We start from the raw sequence: 23,085 nt of genomic DNA, 5'->3' as shown, positions 1-23,085 counted from the left end.
GGTCACTCGCTTGGCAGGCGCCGCCTTCTTTGCCGTTTTCGCCGTTTTCCTACCGCCATCGGGAGCCTGTTCGCCCACAGCGGAATCGCGACGTACAACCACCCGCGCAGCCCCCTAGGCCTGTGCTCTCACCGGCGATTTGGACACCCGGCCAGCCTACGACCCGGCACGGACATCCGCCCCGGACCCCGAAGATCGGCGTCCAATTGGACCCCTGCCGCGTACCCCAGGACATGTGTGCGGCATCCTTGTGACAGATCACACTGTTTGGACTGTCCGGCAAAATGGGCACCACGGACCCCTGGTACACCGGGGGAACAAGATCCTCTGAGCCGGTCGACAAGGAGAGAACTCGTGGACGACGTTCTGCGGCGCAACCCGCTCTTCGCGGCGCTCGACGACGAGCAATCCGCGGAGCTCCGCGCCTCCATGAGTGAGGTGACCCTCGCCCGCGGCGACTCGCTGTTCCACGAAGGCGACCCCGGAGACCGCCTGTACGTGGTCACGGAGGGCAAGGTCAAGCTCCACCGCACGTCCCCCGACGGCCGCGAGAACATGCTGGCCGTGGTCGGGCCGAGCGAGCTGATCGGCGAGCTGTCGCTCTTCGACCCGGGCCCGCGCACGGCGACCGCCACCGCGCTCACCGAGGTCAAGCTGCTGGCCCTCGGTCACGGCGACCTCCAGCCCTGGCTGAACGTGCGCCCGGAGGTGGCCACGGCGCTGCTGCGCGCCGTCGCACGCCGCCTGCGCAAGACCAACGACGCCATGTCGGACCTGGTCTTCTCGGACGTCCCCGGCCGCGTCGCCCGCGCCCTGCTGGACCTCTCCCGCCGCTTCGGCGTGCAGTCCGAGGAGGGCATCCACGTCGTGCACGACCTGACGCAGGAGGAGCTGGCCCAGCTGGTCGGCGCGTCCCGCGAGACGGTCAACAAGGCCCTCGCCGACTTCGCCCAGCGCGGCTGGCTCCGGCTGGAGGCCCGTGCGGTGATCCTGCTGGACGTGGAGCGGCTGGCCAAGCGCTCCCGCTGACGTACCTCAGTCGGGCCGCTGGATGAGCCCGTGCTCGCCCAGGTACTCCAGCTGCGCCCGCACCGACAGTTCCGCCGCCGGCCACAGTGAGCGGTCGACGTCCGCGTACACCTGCGCGACGACCTCGCCCGGTGTCCGGTAGCCGTCCTCCACGGCCGTCTCGACCTGGGCGAGGCGGTGGGCCCGGTGGGCGAGGTAGAACTCGACGGCGCCCTGGGCGTCCTCCAGGACCGGCCCGTGGCCGGGCAGCACCGTGTGCACGCCGTCGTCGGCCGTGAGCGACCTGAGCCTGCGCAGGGAGTCCAGGTAGTCGCCGAGCCGGCCGTCGGGGTGGGCCACCATCGTCGTACCGCGGCCCAGGACGGTGTCGCCCGTCAGGACCGCCCGGTCGGCCGGGAGATGGAAGCTCAGGGAGTCGGCCGTGTGTCCCGGGGTCGGCACGACCCGCAGCTCCAGGCCGCCGACCGTGATGACCTCGCCCGCCGCCAGTCCCTCGTCGCCCAGGCGCAACGCCGGGTCCAGGGCCCGCACTTCCGTGCGGGTCAGCGCGGCGAAGCGCGCGGCGCCCTCCGCGTGGTCCGGGTGACCGTGCGTCAGCAGCGTCAGCGCGACGCGCTTGCCCGCCCGCTCGGCGGTGTCGACGACGTTCCGCAGGTGGCGGTCGTCCAGCGGACCCGGGTCGACCACGACGGCCAGGTCGGAGTCGGGCTCGGCGAGGATCCAGGTGTTCGTGCCGTCCAGCGTCATCGCGGAGGCGTTCGGCGCGAGGACGTTCACCGCGCGAGCGGTGGCGGGCCCCGAGAGGACCCCGCCGCGCGGCCGGCCGGGCAGTGCTGCTGCGTCCGTCATGCGGGGGCTCCCCCGTTCGGGCCGGAAGGCTTCGTACCGGAAGGCGCCGGGCCGGCGGGCGTGGCCGGCGTCGTGGCCGGCACGTGCTTGGTGAACTCGTCGTGCCCCGGCCAGGAGAGCTCGATCTCGCCCTCGACCAGCCGCGCCCGGGCCAGCACGGGCGTCATGTCCCGGCCCGGCGCCGACGCGAGCGCCTCGGCCGCCGTGCCGTGCTCCGCCAGCGCGCGCAGGGTCGCGATCGTCGGCGGCATCATCAGCAGCTCGCCCTTGTCGTAGCCCGCCGCCGCGTCGGCCGGGGTGATCCACACCGTCCGGTCGGCCTCCGTGGAGGCGTTGCGGGTGCGCTGGCCCTCGGGCAGGGCGGCCACGAAGAACCAGGTGTCGTAGCGGCGGGCCTCGAACTCCGGGGTGATCCAGCGGGCCCAGGCGCCCAGCAGGTCGGAGCGCAGGACGAGGCCCCTGCGGTCCAGGAACTCCGCGAACGACAGGTCCCGGGCGACCAGGGCCGCGCGGTCGCTCTCCCAGTCCTCGCCCGTCGTGTCGCCGACCACCGAGCCGGGGGTGGGTCCGGCGAGCAGGACGCCGGCCTCCTCGTAGGTCTCCCGTACGGCCGCGCAGACGATGGCCTGGGCGCCCGCCTCGTCCACGCCGAGCCGGTCCGCCCACCACGCGCGCGTGGGGCCCGCCCAGCCGATGGCGCGGTCGTCGTCGCGGGGGTCGACCCCGCCGCCCGGGTAGGCGTACGCCCCACCGGCGAAGGCCATGGAGGTGCGCCGGCGCAGCATGTGGACGGCGGTGCCGTCGCCGGTGTCCCTGAGGAGCATGACGGTGGCCGCGCGTCTCGGCGTGACCGGGGTGAGCGTGCCGTCCGCCAGCGCGCGGATGCGGCCCGGCCACTCCGGGGGGTACCACTGACCATTCGCCTGCCCATTCGCCATGGCCGGAGGCTATCCGGTGACGGGCGGATGTTCGAGTGGCCCGCGGGACCGGGCGGGCGTCAGCCGGGCAGGCCGGCCAGCCAGTCGGTGAGCAGCCGGTTCGTCTCCTCGGGGCGTTCCTGCTGGAGCCAGTGGCCGCAGCCGTCGAGGAGATGCGAGGCGGTCAGGCCGGGCAGGGTGGCCGGGTAGGCGGCGATCGCGTCGGACAGCCAGGTGGTGGAGGCGTCCAGGGCGCCGCCGAGGAACAGGGACGGCTGGGTGACCGGGGCGCCCGCGTGGCCGGCCAGGTCCGCCCAGTCGAGGTCCATGGCGCGGTAGCGGTTGAGGGCGCCGGTCAGGCCGGTGCGCTCGAACTCCCCCGCGTAGACGTCCAGGTCCTCCTCGGTGAGCCAGGCCGGCAGCCGCCCGCCGGCCGGGAAGCGGTCGCGCAGCCTGCCGCCGGGGGCGACGAGGTGCGGGTCGGGCGCCTCCGGCCCCGGCATCGTCTCGGCGGACAGGGCGGCGTAGAAGCCGGCGAGCCAGCCGCGTACGTCGGGCTCGATCTCCGCCTCGGCGCGGCCGGGCTCCTGGAAGTAGGAGACGTAGAACTCCTGCCCGGCGAAGGGCCCGGAGGCGTCGCTCATGGCGGCGAACGCCTCGCTGGGCCTCGGCCCGCCCGGCGGGGTGTACGGCACGCTCAGCAGGCCGACCGCGCGGAACACGTCGGGCCGCAGCAGCGCGGAGTGCGCGGCGATCGTCGCGCCCCAGTCGTGGCCGACGATCACCGCGGAGCGCTCGCCCAGCGCCTCCACCACGGCGACGTTGTCCGCCACCAGGTCGAGCATCCGGTACGCGTCCACCGCACCGGGCCGGGAGGACCGGCCGTAGCCGCGTACGTCGATCGCGGCGGCGCGGAAGCCCGCGGCGGCCAGTGCGGGGAGCTGGCGGCGCCAGGAGTACCAGGACTCGGGGAAACCGTGGACGAGCAGGACCAGGGGCCCGCTGCCCTGCTCCACGAGGTGCGTCCGGCCCGCCGGTGAGGGCACGACCCGGTGGACGGGGGGCTGGACGGGGACGGACGACTGCGGCATGGCTCCTCCGGGCGGTTCGGTCGGTACGGCGCCGGCGACCATCCTGCGAGGGCGGCTCGGGCAGGGGCCAGGCTTGTTGCCGGTCCGGCAAAACGGCCCGGGTCACCCGGCCGGCCGCCCGTACCGGCGGCGCCGGGCCCCAGGCCCTGCGGCCCCGGGCCCCTTCCCGCCGTCCCGCGTACTCGGCGCCGTCCGTGCGTCCGCCCGGCGGGTCACGCCTGGGTGAGCTCCACCTGGATCTCGACCTCCACCGGCGCGTCCAGCGGCAGCACCGCGACGCCGACGGCGCTGCGGGCGTGCACGCCCTTGTCGCCGAGGACCGCGCCGAGGAGCTCGCTGGCGCCGTTGAGGACGGCCGGCTGGCCGGTGAAGTCCGGCGCGGAGGCGACGAAGCCGGTGACCTTGACCACGCGCGCGACGCGGTCGAGGTCACCGGCGACGGACTTCACGGCGGCGAGGGCGTTCAGCGCGCACGTGCGGGCCAGGTCCTTGGCCTCCTCGGGCGTCACCTCGCCGCCCACCTTGCCGCTCATGGGCAGCCTGCCGTCCACCATCGGCAGCTGGCCGGAGGTGTGGACGTACGGGCCGGACTGCACGGCCGGCTGGTAGGCGGCCAGCGGCGGGACGACCTCGGGCAGCGTCAGGCCGAGCTCGGCCAGCTTCTCCTCGACGGCGCTCACGCCTGCTTCTCCCGCTTCAGGTAGGCCACGAGCTGCTCGGGGTTGTTCGGCCCGGGCACGACCTGGACGAGCTCCCAGCCGTCCTCGCCCCAGGTGTCCAGGATCTGCTTCGTGGCGTGGACGAGCAGCGGCACGGTTGCGTATTCCCACTTGGTCATGTGGCCGACTCTAGCCGTTGCCCGGGACCCGGCAGACGGCCGACCGATGCCACGTTCTCCACGGCCACCGGCGTACTCCGGGGGCGGACTGGTTACGCTCGAATACGTGAGCAGGCTCCAGGTCGTCAGTGGCAAGGGCGGAACCGGCAAGACCACGGTGGCCGCGGCCCTAGCGCTGGCCCTGGCCACCGAGGGGAAGCGCGCGCTTCTCGTCGAGGTCGAGGGTCGCCAGGGCATCGCGCAGCTCTTCGAAACGGAGGCGCTGCCTTATGAGGAGCGGAAGATCGCCGTCGCTCCCGGGGGCGGGGAGGTGTACGCCCTCGCCATCGACCCCGAACTGGCCCTTCTGGACTACCTCCAGATGTTCTACAAACTGGGCAGCGCCGGACGGGCCCTGAAGAAGCTCGGCGCGATCGACTTCGCGACCACCATCGCACCGGGGGTCAGGGACGTCCTGCTGACCGGCAAGGCCTGCGAGGCGGTGCGGCGCAAGGACAGGAGCGGACGGTTCACGTACGACTACGTCGTCATGGACGCGCCGCCCACCGGGCGCATCACGCGCTTCCTGAACGTGAACGACGAGGTCGCCGGGCTCGCCAAGGTCGGCCCGATACACAATCAGGCGCAGGCCGTGATGCGGGTGCTGAAATCGCGGGAGACCGCCGTGCACCTGGTGACCCTGCTGGAGGAGATGCCGGTCCAGGAGACCGCGGACGGCATCGCCGAGCTGCGGGCGGCCCGGCTGCCGGTGGGACGCGTCGTCGTCAACATGGTCCGGCCCTCGCTGCTGGACGCCACCGACCTGGACCTCGTACGGAGCACCCCGCGCACGGCGATCGCGCGGTCCCTGTCCGGGGCCGGGCTCGGCGGGGCGCGGCGGGGCGGGCACGCCGAACGGCTGGTGGACCCGCTGCTGGAGCAGGCCGACGAGTACGCGGAGCGGTACGCGCTGGAGCAGGAGCAGCGGGCGGTCCTGGGCGCACTGGACCTGCCGCTGCACGAACTGCCACTGCTCGCCGAGGGAATGGACCTGGCGGGCCTGTACGAGCTGGCCACCGATCTGCGGAAGCAGGGGATCGCATGAGCCCGGACCCGGACCGGCGGGGGGAGAGCGGGCGCCGTCTCGCCGCCGCGCGTGTGCTGGACGTCGATCCGCTGCTGGAGGACCCGAGGACACGCATCGTGGTGTGCTGCGGCTCGGGCGGGGTCGGCAAGACGACCACCGCGGCGGCCCTGGGCCTGCGCGCGGCCGAGCGGGGCCGCAAGGTGGTCGTCCTGACCATCGACCCGGCCAAGCGGCTCGCCCAGTCCATGGGCATCGACTCGCTCGACAACACCCCGCGCCGGGTGAAGGGCGTCGACGACTCGGCGGGCGGTGAGCTGCACGCCATGATGCTCGACATGAAGCGCACCTTCGACGAGATCGTCGAGGCGCACGCGGATCCCGACCGGGCGGCGGCGATCCTGGGCAACCCCTTCTACCAGTCGCTCTCCGCGGGCTTCGCCGGCACGCAGGAGTACATGGCGATGGAGAAGCTGGGGCAGCTGCGGGCGCGGGACGAGTGGGACCTCATCGTCGTCGACACGCCGCCGTCCCGCTCGGCGCTGGACTTCCTGGACGCGCCGAAGCGTCTCGGGTCCTTCCTGGACGGCCGGCTGATCCGCGTCCTGCTGGCCCCCGCGAAGGTCGGCGGCCGGGCCGGCATGAAGTTCCTGAACGTCGGCATGTCGATGATGACCGGTGTCCTCGGGAAGGTGCTCGGCGGGCAGTTCCTGAAGGACGTCCAGACGTTCGTGGCCGCGATGGACTCCATGTTCGGCGGGTTCCGTACCCGCGCGGACGCCACGTACAAGCTGCTCCAGGCGCCGGGGACCGCGTTCCTTGTGGTCGCGGCCCCGGAGCGGGACGCGCTGCGCGAGGCCGCGTACTTCGTGGAGCGGCTGGCGGCCGAGGACATGCCGCTCGCCGGTCTGGTGCTCAACCGCGTCCACGGCAGCGGCGCCGACGGGCTGTCGGCCGAGCGGGCGCTCGCCGCCGCGGAAAATCTTGAGGATCCCGGCATTGTGGATCAGGACGACGGGAAAGCTGGAGTTCGTAACTCTCCCGACACGTACGGCAGTTCAGATGCTCCCGACACGGAGGCCGCCGCCTCCTCCCACGCCGGAGGCCCGACCGAGGCCCACGCCGGAGCCGCCGCCGAGGACGCTTCGGACACGCCGGAGCGATCCGCCGACCAGCTCACCGCGGGCCTGCTGAGGCTCCACGCGGAGCGCATGCATCTGCTCTCCCGCGAGCAGCGCACGCGTGACCGCTTCACCGCGCGACACCCCGAGGTGGCGGTCACCGAAGTGGCCGCACTGCCCGGCGACGTGCACGACCTGGCGGGGCTGCGGGACATCGGGGACCGTCTCGCGACGGGCCGGCCCGAGCTGCCCGAGCCCGGTGTCTGATCCGACCGGGGCGTCCGCCGAGGGGCGCCCCCTGCCGCCTCAGCCCACGGCCGCGAAGTTCTCGTAGACCTCGTCGTCGTCGAGGGGCACGATGCCGGCCCCTCGCTCGTACTCCGTCCGCGCCGTCTCCAGCAGGCGGCGCCAGGAGGTCACGGTGGGCCGCCGGCGCAGCAGTGCGCGGCGCTCCCGCTCCGTCATGCCTCCCCACACGCCGAACTCGACGCGGTTGTCGAGCGCGTCGGCCAGGCACTCGGTCCGCACCGGACACCCGGTGCACACCGCCTTGGCCCTGTTCTGCGCTGCTCCCTGAACGAACAGTTCGTCCGGATCGGTAGTGCGGCAGGCGGCCTGCGCACTCCAGTCGGTTACCCAGCCCATACCGGCGCCGTCCTCTCCCGAATCGAGGCTCCCCCACGGCGGCAGCGGCATATTCACCGCCGCCAGTTGAGGACGTTACGGAAGGTCGGGACAGCGCAACACCCCCGTCGGGCCCAATCTTGAATGGCCCGAACGGACTATGCGTAAGCGGCAGATCACCCGGGGGAGTGAGCCGGTGACATGCGTGACAACCCTGGCATTCGGGTCATCTCCGGTGTGCCACAACGGACACCGCGTGACACACGAGGTGGATCCGGGCACGCACCCCCCGCACCGTGGCACGCGCTCTCCCGCACCAACGCGCCCCCCAGTGGGGCCTCTCGGAAGAAAGCCGAGCGGGTCCGGAACGATTCGGGGTCGCCGGACGTATTGATACGTGGCCTCACCGCTGTGACAGTTGGGTGCAGCTTAGGCCAAGGCATTTACGCGTGTCCGGCGAATGAGAACGTAGGCTGCCTCCATGCCAAAGAAGCGCTCGGGCGGTGGTCTGTCGCCAACGCAGCAGGCCGCCAAGTTCCTCGGTGTCAGTGTGCTCGCGGGAGCCGTCCTGGCCGGCATCGCGTTGCCGGCCGTGGGCGCGCTGGGGCTGGCCGCCAAAGGTTCGGTGGAGAGTTTCGACGAACTCCCGGCCAACCTGAAGACGCCGCCGCTCAGCCAGCGCACCACCATCCTCGACTCCCAGGGCGGCACCATCGCGTCCGTCTACTCGCGCGACCGCACGGTGGTCGGCCTGAAGGACATCTCGCCGTACATGCAGAAGGCGATCGTCGCCATCGAGGACTCGCGCTTCTACCAGCACGGCGCGGTGGACCTGAAGGGCGTGCTGCGCGCGCTCAACAACAACGCCCGCAGCGGCGGGGTCTCCGAGGGCGCGTCCACGCTCACGCAGCAGTACGTGAAGAACGTCTTCGTCGAGGAGGCCGGTGACGACCCGACGAAGGTCGCCCAGGCCACCCAGCAGACCATCGGCCGCAAGATCCGCGAGCTGAAGTTCGCGATCCAGGTCGAGGAGGAGCTGGGCAAGAAGAAGATCCTGGAGAACTACCTCAACATCACGTTCTTCGGGCAGCAGGCCTACGGCGTCGAGGCGGCCGCGCAGCGGTACTTCTCCAAGAGCGCCAAGGACCTCAACCTCCAGGAGGCCGCCCTCCTGGCCGGCGTCGTCCAGTCGCCCACCCGCTACGACCCGGTGAACGACGAGGCCGAGGCCGTCAAGCGGCGCAACGTGGTGCTGACGCGCATGGCCGAGGTCGGCGACATCTCGCGGGCCGAGGCGGACAAGGCGCAGAAGGCGCCGCTCGGGCTGAAGGTGAGCCGCCCCAAGAACGGCTGCATCACGGCCGTGAAGGGCGCGAGCTTCTTCTGCGACTACGTGCGCTCCGTGTTCCTGAGCGACCCGGTCTTCGGCAAGACGAAGGAGGCCCGGGCCAAGGTCTGGAACCAGGGCGGTCTGACGATCCGCACGACGCTCGACCCGCAGGCCCAGAAGTCGGTCCAGCAGTCGATCAAGGACCACGTCAACTCGGGCGACGAGGTGGCGACCGCCGCGACGATCGTCGAGCCCGGCACCGGCAAGATCGTCGGGATGGGCCAGTCCCGTCCGTACGGTGTCGACGTCAAGCAGCACGAGACGACGCTCAACCTCTCGGTGAACCAGGTCATGGGCGGCGGCGCGGGCTTCCAGCCGGGTTCGACGTTCAAGCCGATCGTGGCCGCGGCGGCCCTCGAGGGCGGGATGCCGGCGACGAAGACGTACTCCTCGCCGTACAAGATGGACTACCCAGCGCCGGTCGCGGCCTGCGACGGCAAGTCGTGGAACGAGCCGGGCGTCGAGCTGACCAACGAGAACGAGACCGAGGTCGGCCCGTACGACATGAAGGAAGCGACCGCCAAGTCGGTCAACACCTACTACGTGCAGATGATCAGTGACATCGGCGTCTGCCCGGTCACGCAGATGGCCGAGAAGATGGGCGTCGCGCGCGCCAACGGCAAGAAGCTCGAGCAGACCCCGTCCATCGCCCTCGGCGTCACCGAGGTGTCCCCGCTGACCATGGCGAGCGCGTACGCGACCTTCGCCTCCCGCGGCATGTACTGCACGCCGGTCGCCATCGAGTCGATCACCCAGCGGATCGGCAACAAGGACAAGTCGCTCGAGGTGCCGAAGTCCACCTGCTCGCGCGCCATGTCCGAGACCACGGCCGACACCGTCAACACGCTGCTGAAGGGCGTGGTCGAGGACGGTACGGGTACGCAGGCCGGCCTCGGCAGCCGGGCCAGCGCGGGCAAGACCGGTACGACCGACGAGCGGTACGCGGCCTGGTTCGTGGGCTACACGCCCAACCTCGCCGGCGCGGTGTGGGTCGGCGACCCGAAGCACGACCGGCAGATGGTCGACATCACCATCGGCGGCGTCCCGTACGACAAGGTCTTCGGCGGCGCGGTCCCCGGCCCGATCTGGCGGGACATGATGTCGGGCGCGCTGGACGGCAAGCCCGCTCCCGAGTTCAGCCTGGTCGACATCCCCGACGCCGACAAGGGCAAGGACAAGGACAAGGAGAAGGACAAGGGCGACGGCGACGGCGGCGGCCGCAACGACGGGAACAACGGCGACCAGGGCGGCGGCGACGCCGGCTTCCCGGGTGGCGTGTGGGGCGACCTCTTCCAGGGCCAGGGCAACGGCGGAAACGGCCGCGGCCGGCGGAACTGAGACCCCGGCCCCCCGCTCATGGCGACGGCCCCCTTCCCGTGCGGAAGGGGGCCGTCGGTGTGTGTACCGCGCCGGCTCAGCCGGCCAGCAGCTTCTTGACCGCGGCGGCGACCCGGCCGCCCTCGGCCTGACCGGCCACCTTCGGGTTCACGATCTTCATGACGGCGCCCATGGCGCGCGGGCCCTCGGCACCGGCCGCCTTCGCCTCCTCGACGGCCTGGGCGACGATCGCGTTCAGCTCGTCGTCGGAGAGCTGCTTGGGCAGGTACGCGGCGAGCACCTCGCCCTCCGCCTTCTCCCGCTCGGCCTGCTCGGGGCGGCCGCCCTGGGCGAAGGCGTCGGCGGCCTCGCGGCGCTTCTTCGCCTCGCGGGTGATCACCTTCTGCACCTCGTCGTCGGAGAGCTCCCGCTTCTCCTTCCCCGCGACCTCCTCCTTGGTGATCGCGGCGAGCGTCAGCCGGAGCGTCGAGGAGCGGAGCTCGTCACGCTCCTTGATCGCAACGTTGAGGTCGTCGTGCAGCTTCGACTTGAGCGTGGTCATGGGTGCGATTGTCGCAGGTGCGGCGGGAAGGACGCCCGTTCATTTCGGGGACCTCCCGGCGGGCCCCCGTGCGGTCGGCTCCGTCCACTGTTTCTGACACGATGGAGGTATGCGCGCGCGATACGGAGTACCCCTGGGAATCACGGCGGTCGGCGCCGCCGGTCTGGCCTACGCGGCGGGCTTCGAGGCCCGTTCCTTCCGCCTGCGACGGGTGACCGTCCCCGTCCTGCCGTCCGGGATGCGTCCCCTGCGCGTGCTCCAGGTCTCCGACATCCACATGGTCGGTGGCCAGCGCAAGAAGCAGCGCTGGCTGCGCTCGCTGGCCGGGCTCCGCCCCGACTTCGTGATCAACACGGGCGACAACCTGTCCGACCCGGAGGGCGTCCCGGAGACGCTGGACGCGCTGGGCCCGCTGATGGAGTTCCCGGGCGCGTACGTCTTCGGCTCCAACGACTACTACGGCCCCAAGCTGCGCAACCCCGCCCGGTACCTGCTGGAGAAGGCCCAGGGCCGGCACGGGCTGAACGGCAACGCGCCCGCCGTCGGCGCCGTCCACAACCCGTGGGAGGACCTGCGGGACGGTTTCGACGCCGCGGGCTGGCAGAACCTGACGAACACGCGCGGCACGCTCAAGGTCGAGGGGGTGTCGGTCGAGCTGACCGGCCTGGACGACCCGCACATCAAGCGGGACCGGTACGCGGAGGTGGCGGGCGGCCCGTCCGGCGCGGCGGACTTCTCGATGGGCGTGGTCCACGCGCCCTACCTGCGCGTCCTCGACTCCTTCACGGCGGACGACTATCCCCTGATCCTCGCGGGCCACACCCACGGCGGCCAGCTGTGCATCCCCTTCTACGGCGCCCTGGTCACCAACTGCGACCTGGACACGGACCGCGTGAAGGGCCTGTCCACCCACACGGCCGAGGGCCGGACGGCGTTCCTCCACGTGTCGGCGGGCTGCGGCACCAACCGCTACACCCCCGTCCGCTTCGCCTGCCCGCCGGAGGCGACGCTGCTGACGCTGGTGGGGCGCGAGCAGCGGCGGTAACCCACTCGGACCACTCCATATGGTCCGGAATGTCCGGCCTTTCTAGCGTGAGGCCATGACAGCTCCGATACCCAGGGACATCCCGGACCTGCCCGCGATCCCTCGCCCGCCCAGGCTCCTGCCCTCACCGGTCCCGGCGAGGGCGGTCCTGACCCCGGTCCGGCGCCTGCCGGCCGCCGTCTTCCGGCTGCTCATCGCGCTGCTGGCGCTGACCGGCGCGGCACTCGAACTGACCCTCGGACCGCCCCTGCGGGCCCTGAGCCACTTCACGGTGCAGAGCAGCGTCCTGCTGGCGTTGGTCATGCTCGCCTCGGCCCGCCGCGCCTGGTCCGCCCGGCACCCCCTGTCCGGCGGCGTGACGGGCGCGGCACTGCTCTACGCCGTCGTCGCCGGCCTGGTGCACCACCTGCTGCTGGCCAACGCGTCCAGCCCCTTCGCCATGGCCGACGCCGCGGGGTCGGGCCGGCACGCGGTCGCCGTCCAGATCATGTGCACGGCGGCGCCGGTCGCCGCGGTCCTGGACTGGCTCCTGCTCACCGGCACCGGGCGCCTGCACCTGCGCCAGACCGCCGGGTGGCTCCTCTACCCGCTGGGCTACCTGGGCTTCTCCCTGGCCCGCGGCGAGCTCCTCATCCCCGGCACGGAGGACCGCTACCTCTACCCCTTCCTCGACGTCGACCAGCACGGCTACCGGGGCATCCTGGGCAACGCCCTCCTCCTGGGCCTCGCCCTTCTCGCCCTCGCCACCCTCCTCGTGGCCCTGGACCACATCCGCCCGGATCCGCTCCGCCGCCGCTGGTAAACCCGATTTCGTGTCCGGGCGCGGGTGGGCTAAAGTAAACGACGTCGCCGCGACGAGCAGCGACAATCGGGGTGTGGCGCAGCTTGGTAGCGCGCTTCGTTCGGGACGAAGAGGTCGTGGGTTCAAATCCCGCCACCCCGACAGTGAAGTACCAGGTCAGGGGCCTGATCCGAGACATCGGATCAGGCCCCTGAATGGCTTCCCGGGCTGTCTTGGGAGCCGTTTGGGAGCCGACTCGGTGATCCGGCTCCCCAAGCCATGGAGATTCGCTGTCCGGGATGGCCTGTCGGTGGCTGTGGTTAGCCTGCTGCCATGGCCATCCAGACCCTGACGCTGAGCGTCCTCATCGCTTCCCCGGGCGACACCGCTCCTGATCGCGATGTGGTGGAGGACTCCATCCGCAGTTGGAACAGCGACCACACAATGCGGCGCAAGGTCCACCTCCTTCCTCTTCGATGGGAACTGGGGGCAGTACCGCTGGTCGGGCAGGGCGACGCGCAGGAGGTGATCAACGCACAGTTCGCCGACGAGGCAGACATCGTCATCGCGGTGTTCAACAGCCGGCTCGGCCAGGCGACGAAGCGCGCGGTCTCCGGTACGGCCGAAGAGATCCTCAGAGCCCGTGATCGCGGTGCGGCCGTTCACGTCTTCTTCTCCGACGCGCCGATCCCACGCGACCACGATCCGGAACAGCTCGCTGCTCTGAACTCGTTCCGCAAGGAGCTCCAGGAGTACGGCCTCACTGGCAGCTACGCATCTGCGGATGATCTCAAGGCAAAGGTGCGGACATGCCTGGAGCACGATGCGTATGCGGCTGGCACCTCAGAGAGTGACAGATCAGAAAGCCCACAGACGGGGGCGCTCCTCCGCTCAAGCTTCCAGTGGGACACAGAACCCAAGCAGGACAGCAAAGGGCGGGTCAGGATGCGGCGTGTGAGGGAGCGACTGCGCGTGGAGAATCTGGGTGACATCGCTGCTGAGAACGTCGTCTTGGAGATGAGGCCCGTCGGCGAGGGCCACAACCCGCACGTATTCGACGAACTGACAGCCGACCGCATCCCGTCCAAATCTTTCGTTGATTTCCTCCTCGCTCTCGATATGGGGACCTCTCGTCAGGGGACGATCGTGCACCGATGGACTGAGTCAGGCACGCCGTGCGAGGAAGAACAGACGATCTCCTGGCTGTAGGCGCATAGTGAACCGAGCAGGGATTGGGCACGTTCGTCAGCGACGCTGGTGATTGTCGACACGGCCAGCGACTGTACGGCCGAGCGCAATGGTCTGAAGCGGTTGGCCAGCTTCCACAACGTGCCCGAAGTGGCCACCCCCCTTGTCGAGTTCCCCGCTGCCCGAGAGGGCACTCGCTCTTATGCTGGATGCAGTTGGTGTTGCGTCAGGTGCAGCGAACGGGGGCCCGAGGGTGGCGAACAAATCTGGCGATGGCGGACCCCCTGAAACGGGGGATGCGGTTCCTGCGGAGGGTGGCATCGCGAACAGCGGTGTCGTGCAATACGGCGGCGTCAGCAACGTCATCATCAGCGGAGACTCACACTCCGCCGGTCGTGTCTACCAGGCCGGACGCGATGTAAGCCTTCCTGAGCAGCGGCAGAAGTTCCACTTCGACTTTCTGAACCACACGCTGAAGCAAGCCGAGTGGACGTTCCGACTGAGCGTGTGGTTCATGACCGGTGGCGCGCTGATCATTCTTGCGGGCGGCGTGCTGGCCCTGGTTCACGCGGGGAACCCCGACCTCAGCTACCTGCCATACGTGACAGCCCTTACCGGTGCGCTGATTACCACCGGCGGTGGCGCGTTGGCGGTGCACTCGAAGCGCACTATGGCCAACCTCACCAAGGCGGCCGAGGACAACGAAAGGAAGATCGATATCGATCACAAGCTCGAAGTCGCGACTAACTTCATCGACCGCGTCGTGGACTCGAAACAAAAGGATGCTCTCAACACTGCAGCGGCGATCAAGGCGTTGGGCATGGACGCCAAGCCCGAGACCATGATTGATCGTCTGTTGCCGGGAGAGCAGCCCAAGGAGATCGAGCCGGCGGTTCCACCGGCTGACTGGCGCAGCTGCTTGAGGTCGGAGATGCGGTTGACTGGGACCGACCGAGAAGTGAAGCGCCCGCCAGATCGTGGTGACTCGTGTGGGTCACGGCAGGTTGGACGGGCCGCTGTACCGGTGGCCTGGCTATCGTTCAGCAGCCGCGGACTACCGGCGCTTTCGCTCGCCGCCTCCGGCCTCACAACAAGCGTGCCCGAGTGACCCGTCGCGCTGCGCGCACATGCCGGGACGCCACTTTGGCGCCCCGGATCCCCAAGCTCAACCCTCCTCTACTGGCCTCAGCGGCACCTACTGGCACAGCTGTCGTCAACACCTCTGACATCCGCTGTCGTTCCACAGTTGACATCCAAGTCAGTCGCCCCAGGTCAGCACGTTGTGTACGACTAACTTCGCTGTCACGAACTGTCCTCGGACAACGAAGCCGGTCGCTCTGACATCCGACTGAGACGCGTTCGACACCGACCCCAGGCGGCGCTGCTCTTGGCCATCCAGCCGAGTCGTTGCAGATCAACCAGCCATGTCAGCGTCCAGTCGCATACTGACGCCCATGCAGCTTTCGGCGTACACACTCAAGCGGGCCTGGCACCAGGTGTCCGCGGACTCTGACGTGCTCGACGACGCGATGCTCCCGCCCATCGGTACCTCACCCGCCCAGTACGAGCAGCACATGGGTGAGTCGCACGGTCGTCTCTTCCTGGTCCTGGACGACGACGGCACGGTGCGCGGCCACATCGGCCCTTACCGGGAGGTCTTCGCCACTCAGGATCTGGATCAGGTGCTGTACTTCGCCGCCGAGGACGCGGTCCGCAAGCTCGCCGAGCACATCGCGGCACGGTCCCCGGGCCGCGGCCCAGTGGCCAATCTCGTCTCCGGGCAGGCCGAGCTGCTGGACCGAATCGACCCCGCCTGGGGCAGCCGATTCCGCAACGGCGGCATGGACGGTTCGCAGCCCTCCGCCGCATGCGGACGCGATCCACTGGAGCGCCTCGCCTGGATCGCTAGCAGCTGGCGCGAGCAGGACCCCTACACCCACCTTGCCTTCTTCCGCGGCGAAAGCACCAGCGCCGAACAGATCGCCCTGCTCCACGGAGCCGACCCCGCACAGATCGCCGCCGGGACCCGCCTTGCGGATCTACGCAGCATGGACGGCGGGACCTTCGACTACTGGGACATCGTCTGGGAAACCTGCTGCTACGGGCAGGCCGGCGACTGGGCGTTCCTGATGTACCACGAGACACCCGGCTGCGGGCCCGATCTTGAGGCCCTCGCCCGACTCGGTGTCACCGAGGCGGTGCACCTGAACGCCACCTCCGCGAAGGCCATCTACACCTTCGACTACATACGCGACGGCCACCGTATCGACGACGACTGGGGCGTCCTGGAGCTGATCTGGTACGACCGAGGCTGCACCCCCTACTTCCGAGGCGGTCAGCTCGACTTTCTCAACCAGGCCATACGCCGCGCCGAATTGCACCACCCCGAACTCACCAGCGACTTCGAGCTGTACTTTCACGCCTTGGAGGACGCCTTCGATCTCCAACTGCCCCGGCAGGACATCCAAGAGGGAACAGTTCGGGCCGCGCAGTGGACGCGCCGCAACTGTTGACGGTTCCATCCTCAGAAGCTTGCCAAGGGCCGTGGCATCTCACGGCAGCCCGCTTCAGCAGTGGCAGGCATACCCAGAGACCCACCCTGGTCACGGGGCTCATACCGCGGGGGACGGCAGGCACTTCCATGACCAGGGCGGGGACTTAACCGCGGCGGGGGAATCTGCGCTGGCTCCGGTGCCTGCCAGCGCGCCGGGCGGCGGGTGGTCCGGCTGCGGAGGCACCGCTCAGCCTCGCAGAGCTAGTCGGTTCGTCCCGGCTGAGGAGAGACTGCCAGATCCTCTCCTGAAGCGCTCGGATGCAGGGTCCGCACGCGTACATCGGCGCCTGGGCGCCCGCGACACGGGCGGGGCCGATCCACAGAACGCAAGTCCACCGCTGTCCGCAGTAGAGCCAGCAGGGCCCGTCGACCCACTCGTTGCCGTCGTCCGTGGCCGCTGGGGCAGGCAGTCCACCGCGTGCGAACTCGGCGATACTGGGGATCACTCTGTGCCGCAATGCGGCTTCCGTGAGCATGGTGCGTCCGCTTCCCTGGTCAGTGGCTTCGGACCGCCGCGGAAGCGTCCTCCTGCTTCTCGGCGTCGGAGAACAGGAGGGTGGGCTCGGCGAGGATGTCGCGGCCGGCCTCGCTCTTGTAGATCTCGTCGACGCTTCCGAATCGGGCTTCGGAGTAGTCGAGGTCCAGCAGCGCGGCGGCCTGCCGGACAGATGCCTCGTCGGGCCCCTCGATCTCCAGGAAGGTGGGGAGGTCGGGCCAGGTGTCGAAGTCGAAGGCGACCTCGCCCAGGCGCCACTCCTCACGGTAGTTCTCCTGGTAGCGCACTTCGGTGAGGCCGACCCGGCGCAGGATGTCGGCCATGGCGTGCAGGTCGGACACCTCGGTCTCGATCTCCTTGGTGCCGTCGATCGTGGTGGCGTCGGTGACCTGCTTGAGCGTGAGGGTCGACCGGGTGCCTTCGTCCCGAAGGCGGACCCAGGCCCCGCCGTCGAGGGAGTCGTTCTCGAAGATCTTGCGGGTGAGGAGGGTGCGGGGGAACGCCTGGACGGCTCCGAGGGCGGTCAGCTTGGCCTGGAGGCCGGCGGCGTCGACGGCCAGGAACTTCGCCTCGTACTCGTGATCCATGGGGTCCTTCTCTCAGAAGTGGTCGGTGAAGGGGGACGTTCGGGCTGCCATGAGCAGGCCCATGCGGTGGGTGTGGTCGACAGGCTGGCCGACGTGGGCCCGTTCCGTGAACTCGTTCGTGCGCAGGGTGAGCAGGATTTCCCAGTCACCGATGAAGTGAGGGAGCAGGCGCTCGGGGGAGGTGTAGTGCTCGGTCATGTGGTGGCGTCTTTCGACGGGCATCATGAACTCCGCACCGAACACACCGCCCGGACGGACCAGGCGTTGCATACGGTCGACGAACTCGGCGAGCGGGCGGTGGTGGTTGGCACTGTAGTGCCACGAGCAGCTCGTCCAGATTGCCTCGCACTGCACGCCCAGGGGCTTGCCCTCGAGGAAGTCGTCCTCAACCACGTGGACACGGGAATGGAGTTCTTCGAGCTTCAGCCGGTCGATCAGGCCCATCGCGTGGGCCTCGCTGTCACCCGGAAGGCGTACCTCGCCTCCGTGCAGGGCGAGCGCGTCGCGTTCGATGGCGACCACGTGGTAGCCGGCGGCGGCCAGCGGCAGGACGAACTTGCCGTCGCTCGCGCCGACGACCGCGACGGTGGCGTCAGGGGCGACTCGCTCGCGCAGTGTGCCGAGGAACTGGGGGAAGAAGGTGAGGGTGTGCTCCCACAGGCTCTGGGTCTGCATGGGAGTTCGCTCCTTGCCTGTCGGTTTCTGTGATCACACGGAGGACCTCTTCGGGGCTGCGCCCCGTGGTGTCGACGCGACGCATCGGGAACGAGGCGTAAGCGTCGGTGACCTGGTCCGGGACGGTTTCGATCAGTGCGTCCCACTGCGTCGTTGGCTTGTCCCGGGCGGCCAGGCGACGGCGGCGTTCGTCGTCGCCGCAGACGAGGTAGTACGTGACGGGTGTCGGGAGCCGGTGCGGCAGCGTGACGCCGAGCCGAGCCCCCATGGCCTGGTGGGTGGCGAGGCACCGGGCGAAGTAGCTCTCGACGACCACGGGGACGCCGGCGTCGAGGTGGCTCTGGATTTCCTCGGCCGCGGTGAACAGCGCGGAGAGGTAGAGGCACATTCGCGCGTCGACGTTGGTCCGCTGGTCCACGGCTGCCCTAAGGGGCTGGTACAGGGCGGGCACGGTGGGGACGAGGACGGCTTGGCGGGCGGCGGCGAGCATCGGGGCGATGGTCGACTTGCCGGTGCCCCGTAAGCCTTCCAGGCTCTCGAATCGCGGGTGGTCAGGCACGGGCGTACACCACGTCCGGCACCGCGAGCGTGAGCTCGTCCGTGGCCGAGGGCTGGTGGACGATGCGGCCAGCGCTCTTCTCGTACCAGAAGGCGTGGGAGTCCTTGCCCACGGCCTTGCAGGACATGGTCAGGGCACCACGCGGGTCGGCCTCAATCCGGTCGATCTCGCGGGCTCCCCCCGCCGGGGCGCAGAGCTGCGGGGCGCCGTGCTCGGAGAGGTCCTCGTCGACGATCACCTCCAGGGGCAGGTCGGCCGCCGCGAGCTCTTCGCGGAGCCGGCCGTAGGCGGCAGGCTCGGTGACCAGCAGCTCGGGGTGGTCGGCGGCATTGCCTACCGGCCGCAGGTGGTGGAGCTTGAGTTGCTGGACCCCGAGTCGGGCCAGGATGCCGGCGAGGGGGAGTACCTCACTGATGTTCCGTGAGGTCACGGTCATGGTCGCACCGGTCGGAACTCCGAGGCCCCGCGCGAGGCTCAGTGCGTTGAGGGCGCTCTGGTAGCTGCCATGCCTGCGGATGCCGTCGTTGGTCGATCCGACGCCCTCCAGGGACACCCGGAGGAGGTCCAGGTGCGGCGCGATCTCCGTCAGGCGTCGCTGGATCCGGTACCCGTTGGTGCAGATCTCGACGCGCTGGCCCAGTTTCTCCTTGGCGTGGCGGACGACCTCTGGAAGGTCCCGGTGAAGGAAGGGCTCCCCGCCGAGCAGGGTGACTTCCTCCGTGCCGTACTCGTCTCGCATCAGAGTGAGGAGGCGACTGGCTTCGTCGACGGTGAAGGCGTCCGCGTACTGAAGCCGCTTGCCGTGGAAGCAGTGCAGGCACGTGAAGTTGCAGCGGTAGAGCAGCTGCAGGTACAGCATCCGGATCTTCCTGATCCCGGTGATTTCCCTGATCACTTGGGCTCCTTCGGCTGGCTGCCTTTCGGGAACCCGATCGTGGCTGTCTACCCGGGGACCTCGTCACCGCGTTCAGGGACGGCCCGAGGACGTCCTGGGACGTTTTTCGTCACCTGCGAGCGACTCCAGGACGCTTAGAAGGCGCTTGGCGTCTGCCAGATCCGGAAGGACCTCTGGGGCGCCGGCCGCTGCGAGTTCCGCGCGATCGTGCAGACCGGAGGCGACGGCGACGATCCCGCACCCCGTGGCCAGAGCAGCCTCCACATCGCGAGGGGTGTCCCCGACCAGGACGATGGGCGTGTCGGTCCGGACGCCACGCAGCCGCTGCACTCGCTCGCGGGCGACCGCGACCAGGTCGGGACGGAGATCGGCGTCCGCTCCGTAGGCGCCCACCGGCAGGTCCAGCAGGGAGTCGAGGCCGAACGCGGAGAGCTTCACACGGGCGTTGGCCTCGATGTTGCCGGTCAGGACTGAGGAGACCCAGCCGCTCCGTGCCGAGGCGGCCTTCAATGCTTCATGGGCTCCTGGCAAGGCCCATCCGCGCGAGCGCAGCGCGTCCCGGCGTTCGCTCCCTGCCTGTACGAGGGCGGCCTCGATGCCGGGCCAGTCGGGCACGGACAGCCCCTCCCGAACGAACATGTCGCGCATGATCAGTCGATCCGTACGGCCCTCGGTGCGTGCTGGCTCCGTAGGCTCGCGCCCCGTCAGCGCCGAGAAGGCGGCGGCGTAGATCTCCTTGCTCACCCCCGCGTTCTCGATGAGGGTGTGGTCGATGTCCCACAGGACGATGAGCTCCATGACGCCAGCGTAAGCAGCAGCCGGTGACACTGTGATTCCGCGACAACGTCCCACAACGTCCTTGCGCGATCACGCGTCGCACCGCTTGCATGGTTTCTGTGAACGACCGACTGCATACCGTGCTCGCCCAACGAGGGGTCTCACCCGATGCGCTCGCGGAGATCTGCGAGGTCGACCCCAAGACAGTGAGCCGGTGGCTGGGAGGGCGGGTTCCTCACGCGCGGCATCGCTTTCGCGTGGCCGGTCATCTGCGCGTGGAGGAGACCTTCCTCTGGCCGACGCCCTCCAAGCGGCCCGGTCCACCCCGCGACGGATTAGGCACCGAACTGGTCGGCACCTACCAGAACCGAGCCAGCGTGCCGCGGGACGTATGGCTCTCGCTGCTGCGGGAGGCCCGGCAGGAGATCAGCGTCCTCGTCTTCTCCGGCACGTTCTTCGCACAGTCCAACCCGCACGTCGCCAAGATGCTCTCCGAACGCGCCGCCGAGGGCGTCCGGGCTCGTCTGTGCTTCGGTGACCCCGACGGACAGGCGGTCGCCGTCCGGGGCCGCGAAGAGGGAATCGGCGACACACTCGCCGCCAAGATCCGCGCCTCGCTGACGTACTACCGCCCCCTGCTGGGCGAGGCCGGGTGCACGGTGCGTCTGCACGACACCACGCTCTACACGTCCATGTTCCGCTACGACGACGACCTCCTCGTCAATCCCCACATCTGGGGGCAGCCAGCCAGCGCCAACCCCCTCCTCCACCTCAGGAGAGCCGACGGCATGGGGTGGTTCGACAACTACGCTCAGAGCTTCGACGCCGTCTGGACCGCCGCACGGCCATGGGCACCCGACCAGGAGAGGACCGCCGACCATGGGCAGGACTGAGTACTACAACGACCCGGCCGCGCCGAAGGCGAACACCCTCATCCCGGCCAGCAACCTGCTCGTCGCCGACGAGACGGGTGCCATCCTCCTCCAGCGCCGCCGCGACACCGGACAGTGGGCACTCCCCGGCGGAGCCCAGGACATCGGCGAGACCGCGGCCCAGTGCGCGGTCCGCGAATGCCTGGAAGAGACCGGCATCATCGCGGAGATCACCGGCTTCCTCGGCGTCTACACCAACCCGAACCACATCGTCGCCTACACCGACGGCGAGATCCGCCAGCAGTACGAGAACACCTACATCGGCCGCCCTGTCGGCGGCGAGCCCACAATCAACGACGAGGCCGACGGCGTCCGCTTCGTCCAACCCGCAGACCTGGACCAGTACGACATCCACCCGAGCATGCGCCAGCAGATCGGCGACTACCTCGCCGGCACCTACCCTCACTTGGGCTGAGCTGCCAGGGCGGCCTCGGTCCGCTCGACGGAAAAGAAGATCTCCGGCGCCGCCCGCCGGATGAACCGACCGACCACGCTGTCCGCGCCATAACGGTTGACGATCTCCGCGACCCGTTCCCGCGCGATCGTCCGGCCGCCGTCGGGCGTCGTCGTCATGTCGCAGTACACGAGGGCGTCCACCAACAGCGAATCGTCCAACAACGGGAACTCCCTCGCCAACTCTTCCCGCAGCCCTCGTTCTTCCGCCTCCAGCAGCGCGAACGAGTGGTTCGCCACCAGACGGGCCAGCCTCTCATCGACACCGTGCTCGTCCCGTAGGAAGCGTGCGCCATCGAGCGGATGGAACCCGGTGGTCGCCAAGCGAGGCGCATATCCCACGTCATGCAGGATGGCGGCCGAGATCAGCAGGTCAGCGCCCTCGCCCAAGATCAGGCCAACCTCGGCCGCCCTGGCTGCGACTCCACAGCTGTGCGCCCACCGTCGTGGGAGCACATTCCCGAGTTCAGCCACCGCGACTCGCCTACTCCAGCCCACCATTTCTTCGTCCATGGCCCCCTACCTCCCCCGCCATCTGCCAGTCGCATTGGTCCCCGTCCCGCCTCAGTGAGCCCGTCGCTCGGCAGTGAGCTGAGCCGCCGGACGACAGGGCCGGCCCAAGAGGGCGCATCTCTGCTCGAAGTCCGACGGTAGCCAGCCGCGGCTCAGCAAGCGCGGGTGTGCGGGAAACGCCGTGATCGCGGCAACGACGAAAGCGAGCGATGCCCATGGCGTGTGCACGCGCGTCATCACCTGCTGGCCGCGCGTGCTGATAAAGCTCGTTTGGAAGGTGTCCGGAGCGACGAGTTCGATTGCGCTCAGCGCCTCCCAGTCGAGGTCGAGTTCGCACGTCGAGTTCGCGAAATGCAGCCTCCGTGGCGTGAGCGTCACCGCACCTGATCCGTCCACCACCCACCGTGGCTGCGCGTCACGCGCAGCCTGCCGGCGCCGCGTGGAGTTGCCCAACGCTGAGCCCACCAGACTCCCGATGACAAGTGCGGGACTGCCGACGGCGACCACACTGCTGTGCTGGTAACGACCGTCTCCCAGGGCTCGCCAAGTCGAGCGCTGACCGGGGCCCACGGCAAGCGCACGGTCCCCTTGGTCCAGTCTTGCGGTTGTGGCGACCAGGGGGCGGTCAGCCAGGCGGCCTTCGAGCAGGTCGGCGAGGATGTCGCACGTGTGCCACAGATACTCGTCCAGCGGGGACCACGCCGACCGGTTCGCGTTCTCCGGCGGCGGCGCGAAAGGGTTGGGTACTGTCACTTCGGCATCCGTCCGAGGATCTATCGATTACCTAGCGCGATCAACCCTATCCACGCCGCACTACGAGCGGGATGCC

The 23,085-nt window shown here is 69.7% G+C and carries 25 protein-coding genes and 1 tRNA gene; 12 read left to right on the top strand and 14 right to left on the bottom strand.

Features of this window, described 5'->3' with window-relative positions; translation table 11 throughout:
• Positions 1 to 354 precede the first annotated feature (354 nt).
• The gene (locus AC0VYN_RS01275) at positions 355 to 1,029 is read left to right on the top strand and encodes a Crp/Fnr family transcriptional regulator (protein WP_019329813.1); all 675 of its coding nucleotides are present in this window, start codon (positions 355 to 357) and stop codon (positions 1,027 to 1,029) included.
• Between the two features lie 6 nt (positions 1,030 to 1,035).
• Here the strand turns inward: AC0VYN_RS01275 and AC0VYN_RS01270 are convergent, their stop codons facing one another.
• The 5 genes from AC0VYN_RS01270 to AC0VYN_RS01250 form a co-directional block, all read right to left on the bottom strand.
• Positions 1,036 to 1,878, bottom strand: a complete 843-nt coding sequence (locus tag AC0VYN_RS01270) for an MBL fold metallo-hydrolase (RefSeq protein WP_475534415.1) — start codon at positions 1,876 to 1,878, stop codon at positions 1,036 to 1,038.
• Positions 1,875 to 2,816, bottom strand: coding sequence for an NUDIX hydrolase (locus AC0VYN_RS01265; protein ID WP_475534414.1), 942 nt, complete (start codon positions 2,814 to 2,816; stop codon positions 1,875 to 1,877). The genes AC0VYN_RS01270 and AC0VYN_RS01265 overlap by 4 nt, the downstream gene beginning before the upstream one ends.
• Positions 2,817 to 2,875: 59 nt before the next feature.
• Positions 2,876 to 3,886, bottom strand: coding sequence for an alpha/beta fold hydrolase (locus AC0VYN_RS01260; protein WP_475534413.1), 1,011 nt, complete (start codon positions 3,884 to 3,886; stop codon positions 2,876 to 2,878).
• Positions 3,887 to 4,098: 212 nt separating this feature from the next.
• Entirely contained in the window at positions 4,099 to 4,566 is a 468-nt protein-coding gene (locus tag AC0VYN_RS01255) for a RidA family protein (RefSeq protein ID WP_475534412.1), read from the bottom strand.
• A complete protein-coding gene (locus tag AC0VYN_RS01250) occupies positions 4,563 to 4,724 on the bottom strand; it encodes a DUF4177 domain-containing protein (protein WP_003975360.1) in 162 nt (53 codons plus the stop codon). The genes AC0VYN_RS01255 and AC0VYN_RS01250 overlap by 4 nt, the downstream gene beginning before the upstream one ends.
• 106 nt (positions 4,725 to 4,830) lie before the next feature.
• Between AC0VYN_RS01250 and bagA the strand changes: the two genes are divergently transcribed.
• Together bagA and bagB are read left to right on the top strand one after the other, a co-directional pair.
• Entirely contained in the window at positions 4,831 to 5,808 is a 978-nt protein-coding gene (gene bagA / locus AC0VYN_RS01245; RefSeq protein WP_475534411.1) for an ATPase BagA, read from the top strand.
• Positions 5,805 to 7,175, top strand: coding sequence for an ATPase BagB (gene bagB / locus AC0VYN_RS01240; protein ID WP_475534410.1), 1,371 nt, complete (start codon positions 5,805 to 5,807; stop codon positions 7,173 to 7,175). The genes bagA and bagB overlap by 4 nt, the downstream gene beginning before the upstream one ends.
• Before the next feature lie 39 nt (positions 7,176 to 7,214).
• Here the strand turns inward: bagB and wblA are convergent, their stop codons facing one another.
• A complete protein-coding gene (wblA, locus tag AC0VYN_RS01235; RefSeq protein ID WP_385461502.1) occupies positions 7,215 to 7,553 on the bottom strand; it encodes a transcriptional regulator WblA in 339 nt (112 codons plus the stop codon).
• Positions 7,554 to 8,013: 460 nt separating this feature from the next.
• Between wblA and AC0VYN_RS01230 the strand changes: the two genes are divergently transcribed.
• Complete coding sequence (locus AC0VYN_RS01230; RefSeq protein WP_475534409.1) at positions 8,014 to 10,260, top strand: transglycosylase domain-containing protein; 2,247 nt, start codon at positions 8,014 to 8,016, stop codon at positions 10,258 to 10,260.
• A 76-nt stretch (positions 10,261 to 10,336) separates the two neighbouring features.
• Here AC0VYN_RS01230 and AC0VYN_RS01225 read toward each other — a convergent pair whose 3' ends face one another.
• Positions 10,337 to 10,801, bottom strand: a complete 465-nt coding sequence (locus tag AC0VYN_RS01225; protein ID WP_475534408.1) for a GatB/YqeY domain-containing protein — start codon at positions 10,799 to 10,801, stop codon at positions 10,337 to 10,339.
• 109 nt (positions 10,802 to 10,910) lie between these two features.
• On the opposite strand from AC0VYN_RS01225, the gene AC0VYN_RS01220 reads away from it, so the two are divergent.
• The 6 genes from AC0VYN_RS01220 (at position 10,911) to AC0VYN_RS01195 (ending at position 16,328) form a co-directional block, all read left to right on the top strand.
• Complete coding sequence (locus tag AC0VYN_RS01220; RefSeq protein WP_385461495.1) at positions 10,911 to 11,846, top strand: metallophosphoesterase; 936 nt, start codon at positions 10,911 to 10,913, stop codon at positions 11,844 to 11,846.
• A gap of 55 nt (positions 11,847 to 11,901) precedes the next feature.
• Positions 11,902 to 12,648 carry a Pr6Pr family membrane protein gene (locus AC0VYN_RS01215; RefSeq protein WP_475534407.1) on the top strand — a complete coding sequence of 249 codons (747 nt, stop codon included), beginning with the start codon at positions 11,902 to 11,904 and terminating at the stop codon, positions 12,646 to 12,648.
• Between the two features lie 67 nt (positions 12,649 to 12,715).
• Positions 12,716 to 12,789: transfer RNA gene (locus AC0VYN_RS01210), tRNA-Pro, on the top strand.
• Between the two features lie 171 nt (positions 12,790 to 12,960).
• Positions 12,961 to 13,836 (top strand): hypothetical protein, encoded by an 876-nt coding sequence (locus AC0VYN_RS01205; RefSeq protein ID WP_475534406.1) that lies wholly within the window; start codon positions 12,961 to 12,963, stop codon positions 13,834 to 13,836.
• A gap of 232 nt (positions 13,837 to 14,068) precedes the next feature.
• Positions 14,069 to 14,923: a TRADD-N-associated membrane domain-containing protein gene (locus AC0VYN_RS01200; protein ID WP_475534405.1), complete on the top strand. Its 855-nt coding sequence runs from the start codon at positions 14,069 to 14,071 to the stop codon at positions 14,921 to 14,923.
• A 346-nt stretch (positions 14,924 to 15,269) separates the two neighbouring features.
• Entirely contained in the window at positions 15,270 to 16,328 is a 1,059-nt protein-coding gene (locus AC0VYN_RS01195) for a hypothetical protein (RefSeq protein WP_475534404.1), read from the top strand.
• Positions 16,329 to 16,864: 536 nt separating this feature from the next.
• Here AC0VYN_RS01195 and AC0VYN_RS01190 read toward each other — a convergent pair.
• From AC0VYN_RS01190 to AC0VYN_RS01170, 5 genes are all read right to left on the bottom strand, one after another.
• The gene (locus AC0VYN_RS01190) at positions 16,865 to 17,452 is read right to left on the bottom strand and encodes a class IV adenylate cyclase (RefSeq protein WP_475534403.1); all 588 of its coding nucleotides are present in this window, start codon (positions 17,450 to 17,452) and stop codon (positions 16,865 to 16,867) included.
• A 12-nt stretch (positions 17,453 to 17,464) separates the two neighbouring features.
• Positions 17,465 to 18,127, bottom strand: a complete 663-nt coding sequence (locus AC0VYN_RS01185; RefSeq protein WP_475534402.1) for a class I SAM-dependent methyltransferase — start codon at positions 18,125 to 18,127, stop codon at positions 17,465 to 17,467.
• Complete coding sequence (locus tag AC0VYN_RS01180; protein ID WP_475534401.1) at positions 18,045 to 18,617, bottom strand: hypothetical protein; 573 nt, start codon at positions 18,615 to 18,617, stop codon at positions 18,045 to 18,047. Before AC0VYN_RS01180 ends, AC0VYN_RS01185 begins: the two co-directional genes overlap by 83 nt.
• Positions 18,618 to 18,678: 61 nt before the next feature.
• Positions 18,679 to 19,581 carry a radical SAM protein gene (locus tag AC0VYN_RS01175; RefSeq protein ID WP_475534400.1) on the bottom strand — a complete coding sequence of 301 codons (903 nt, stop codon included), beginning with the start codon at positions 19,579 to 19,581 and terminating at the stop codon, positions 18,679 to 18,681.
• A 72-nt stretch (positions 19,582 to 19,653) separates the two neighbouring features.
• Entirely contained in the window at positions 19,654 to 20,379 is a 726-nt protein-coding gene (locus AC0VYN_RS01170) for an HAD family hydrolase (protein WP_475534399.1), read from the bottom strand.
• Positions 20,380 to 20,477: 98 nt separating this feature from the next.
• Between AC0VYN_RS01170 and AC0VYN_RS01165 the strand changes: the two genes are divergently transcribed.
• Both AC0VYN_RS01165 and AC0VYN_RS01160 read left to right on the top strand, forming a co-directional pair.
• Entirely contained in the window at positions 20,478 to 21,251 is a 774-nt protein-coding gene (locus AC0VYN_RS01165) for an XRE family transcriptional regulator (protein ID WP_475534398.1), read from the top strand.
• Positions 21,238 to 21,705 carry an NUDIX hydrolase gene (locus tag AC0VYN_RS01160; protein ID WP_475534397.1) on the top strand — a complete coding sequence of 156 codons (468 nt, stop codon included), beginning with the start codon at positions 21,238 to 21,240 and terminating at the stop codon, positions 21,703 to 21,705. The genes AC0VYN_RS01165 and AC0VYN_RS01160 overlap by 14 nt, the downstream gene beginning before the upstream one ends.
• On the opposite strand, the gene AC0VYN_RS01155 is transcribed toward AC0VYN_RS01160, so the two are convergent.
• Positions 21,693 to 22,256 (bottom strand): HD domain-containing protein, encoded by a 564-nt coding sequence (locus AC0VYN_RS01155; protein WP_475534396.1) that lies wholly within the window; start codon positions 22,254 to 22,256, stop codon positions 21,693 to 21,695. The genes AC0VYN_RS01160 and AC0VYN_RS01155 overlap by 13 nt on opposite strands.
• A 51-nt stretch (positions 22,257 to 22,307) precedes the next feature.
• Positions 22,308 to 23,009, bottom strand: coding sequence for a hypothetical protein (locus tag AC0VYN_RS01150; RefSeq protein ID WP_475534395.1), 702 nt, complete (start codon positions 23,007 to 23,009; stop codon positions 22,308 to 22,310).
• Between the last annotated feature and the right edge of the window lie 76 nt (positions 23,010 to 23,085).

It is taken from the genome of Streptomyces sp. 63XJN7_1_ISO-PGPR-S23-121, assembly GCF_056173025.1.
This window is presented reverse-complemented; position numbering and strand designations above follow the sequence as displayed.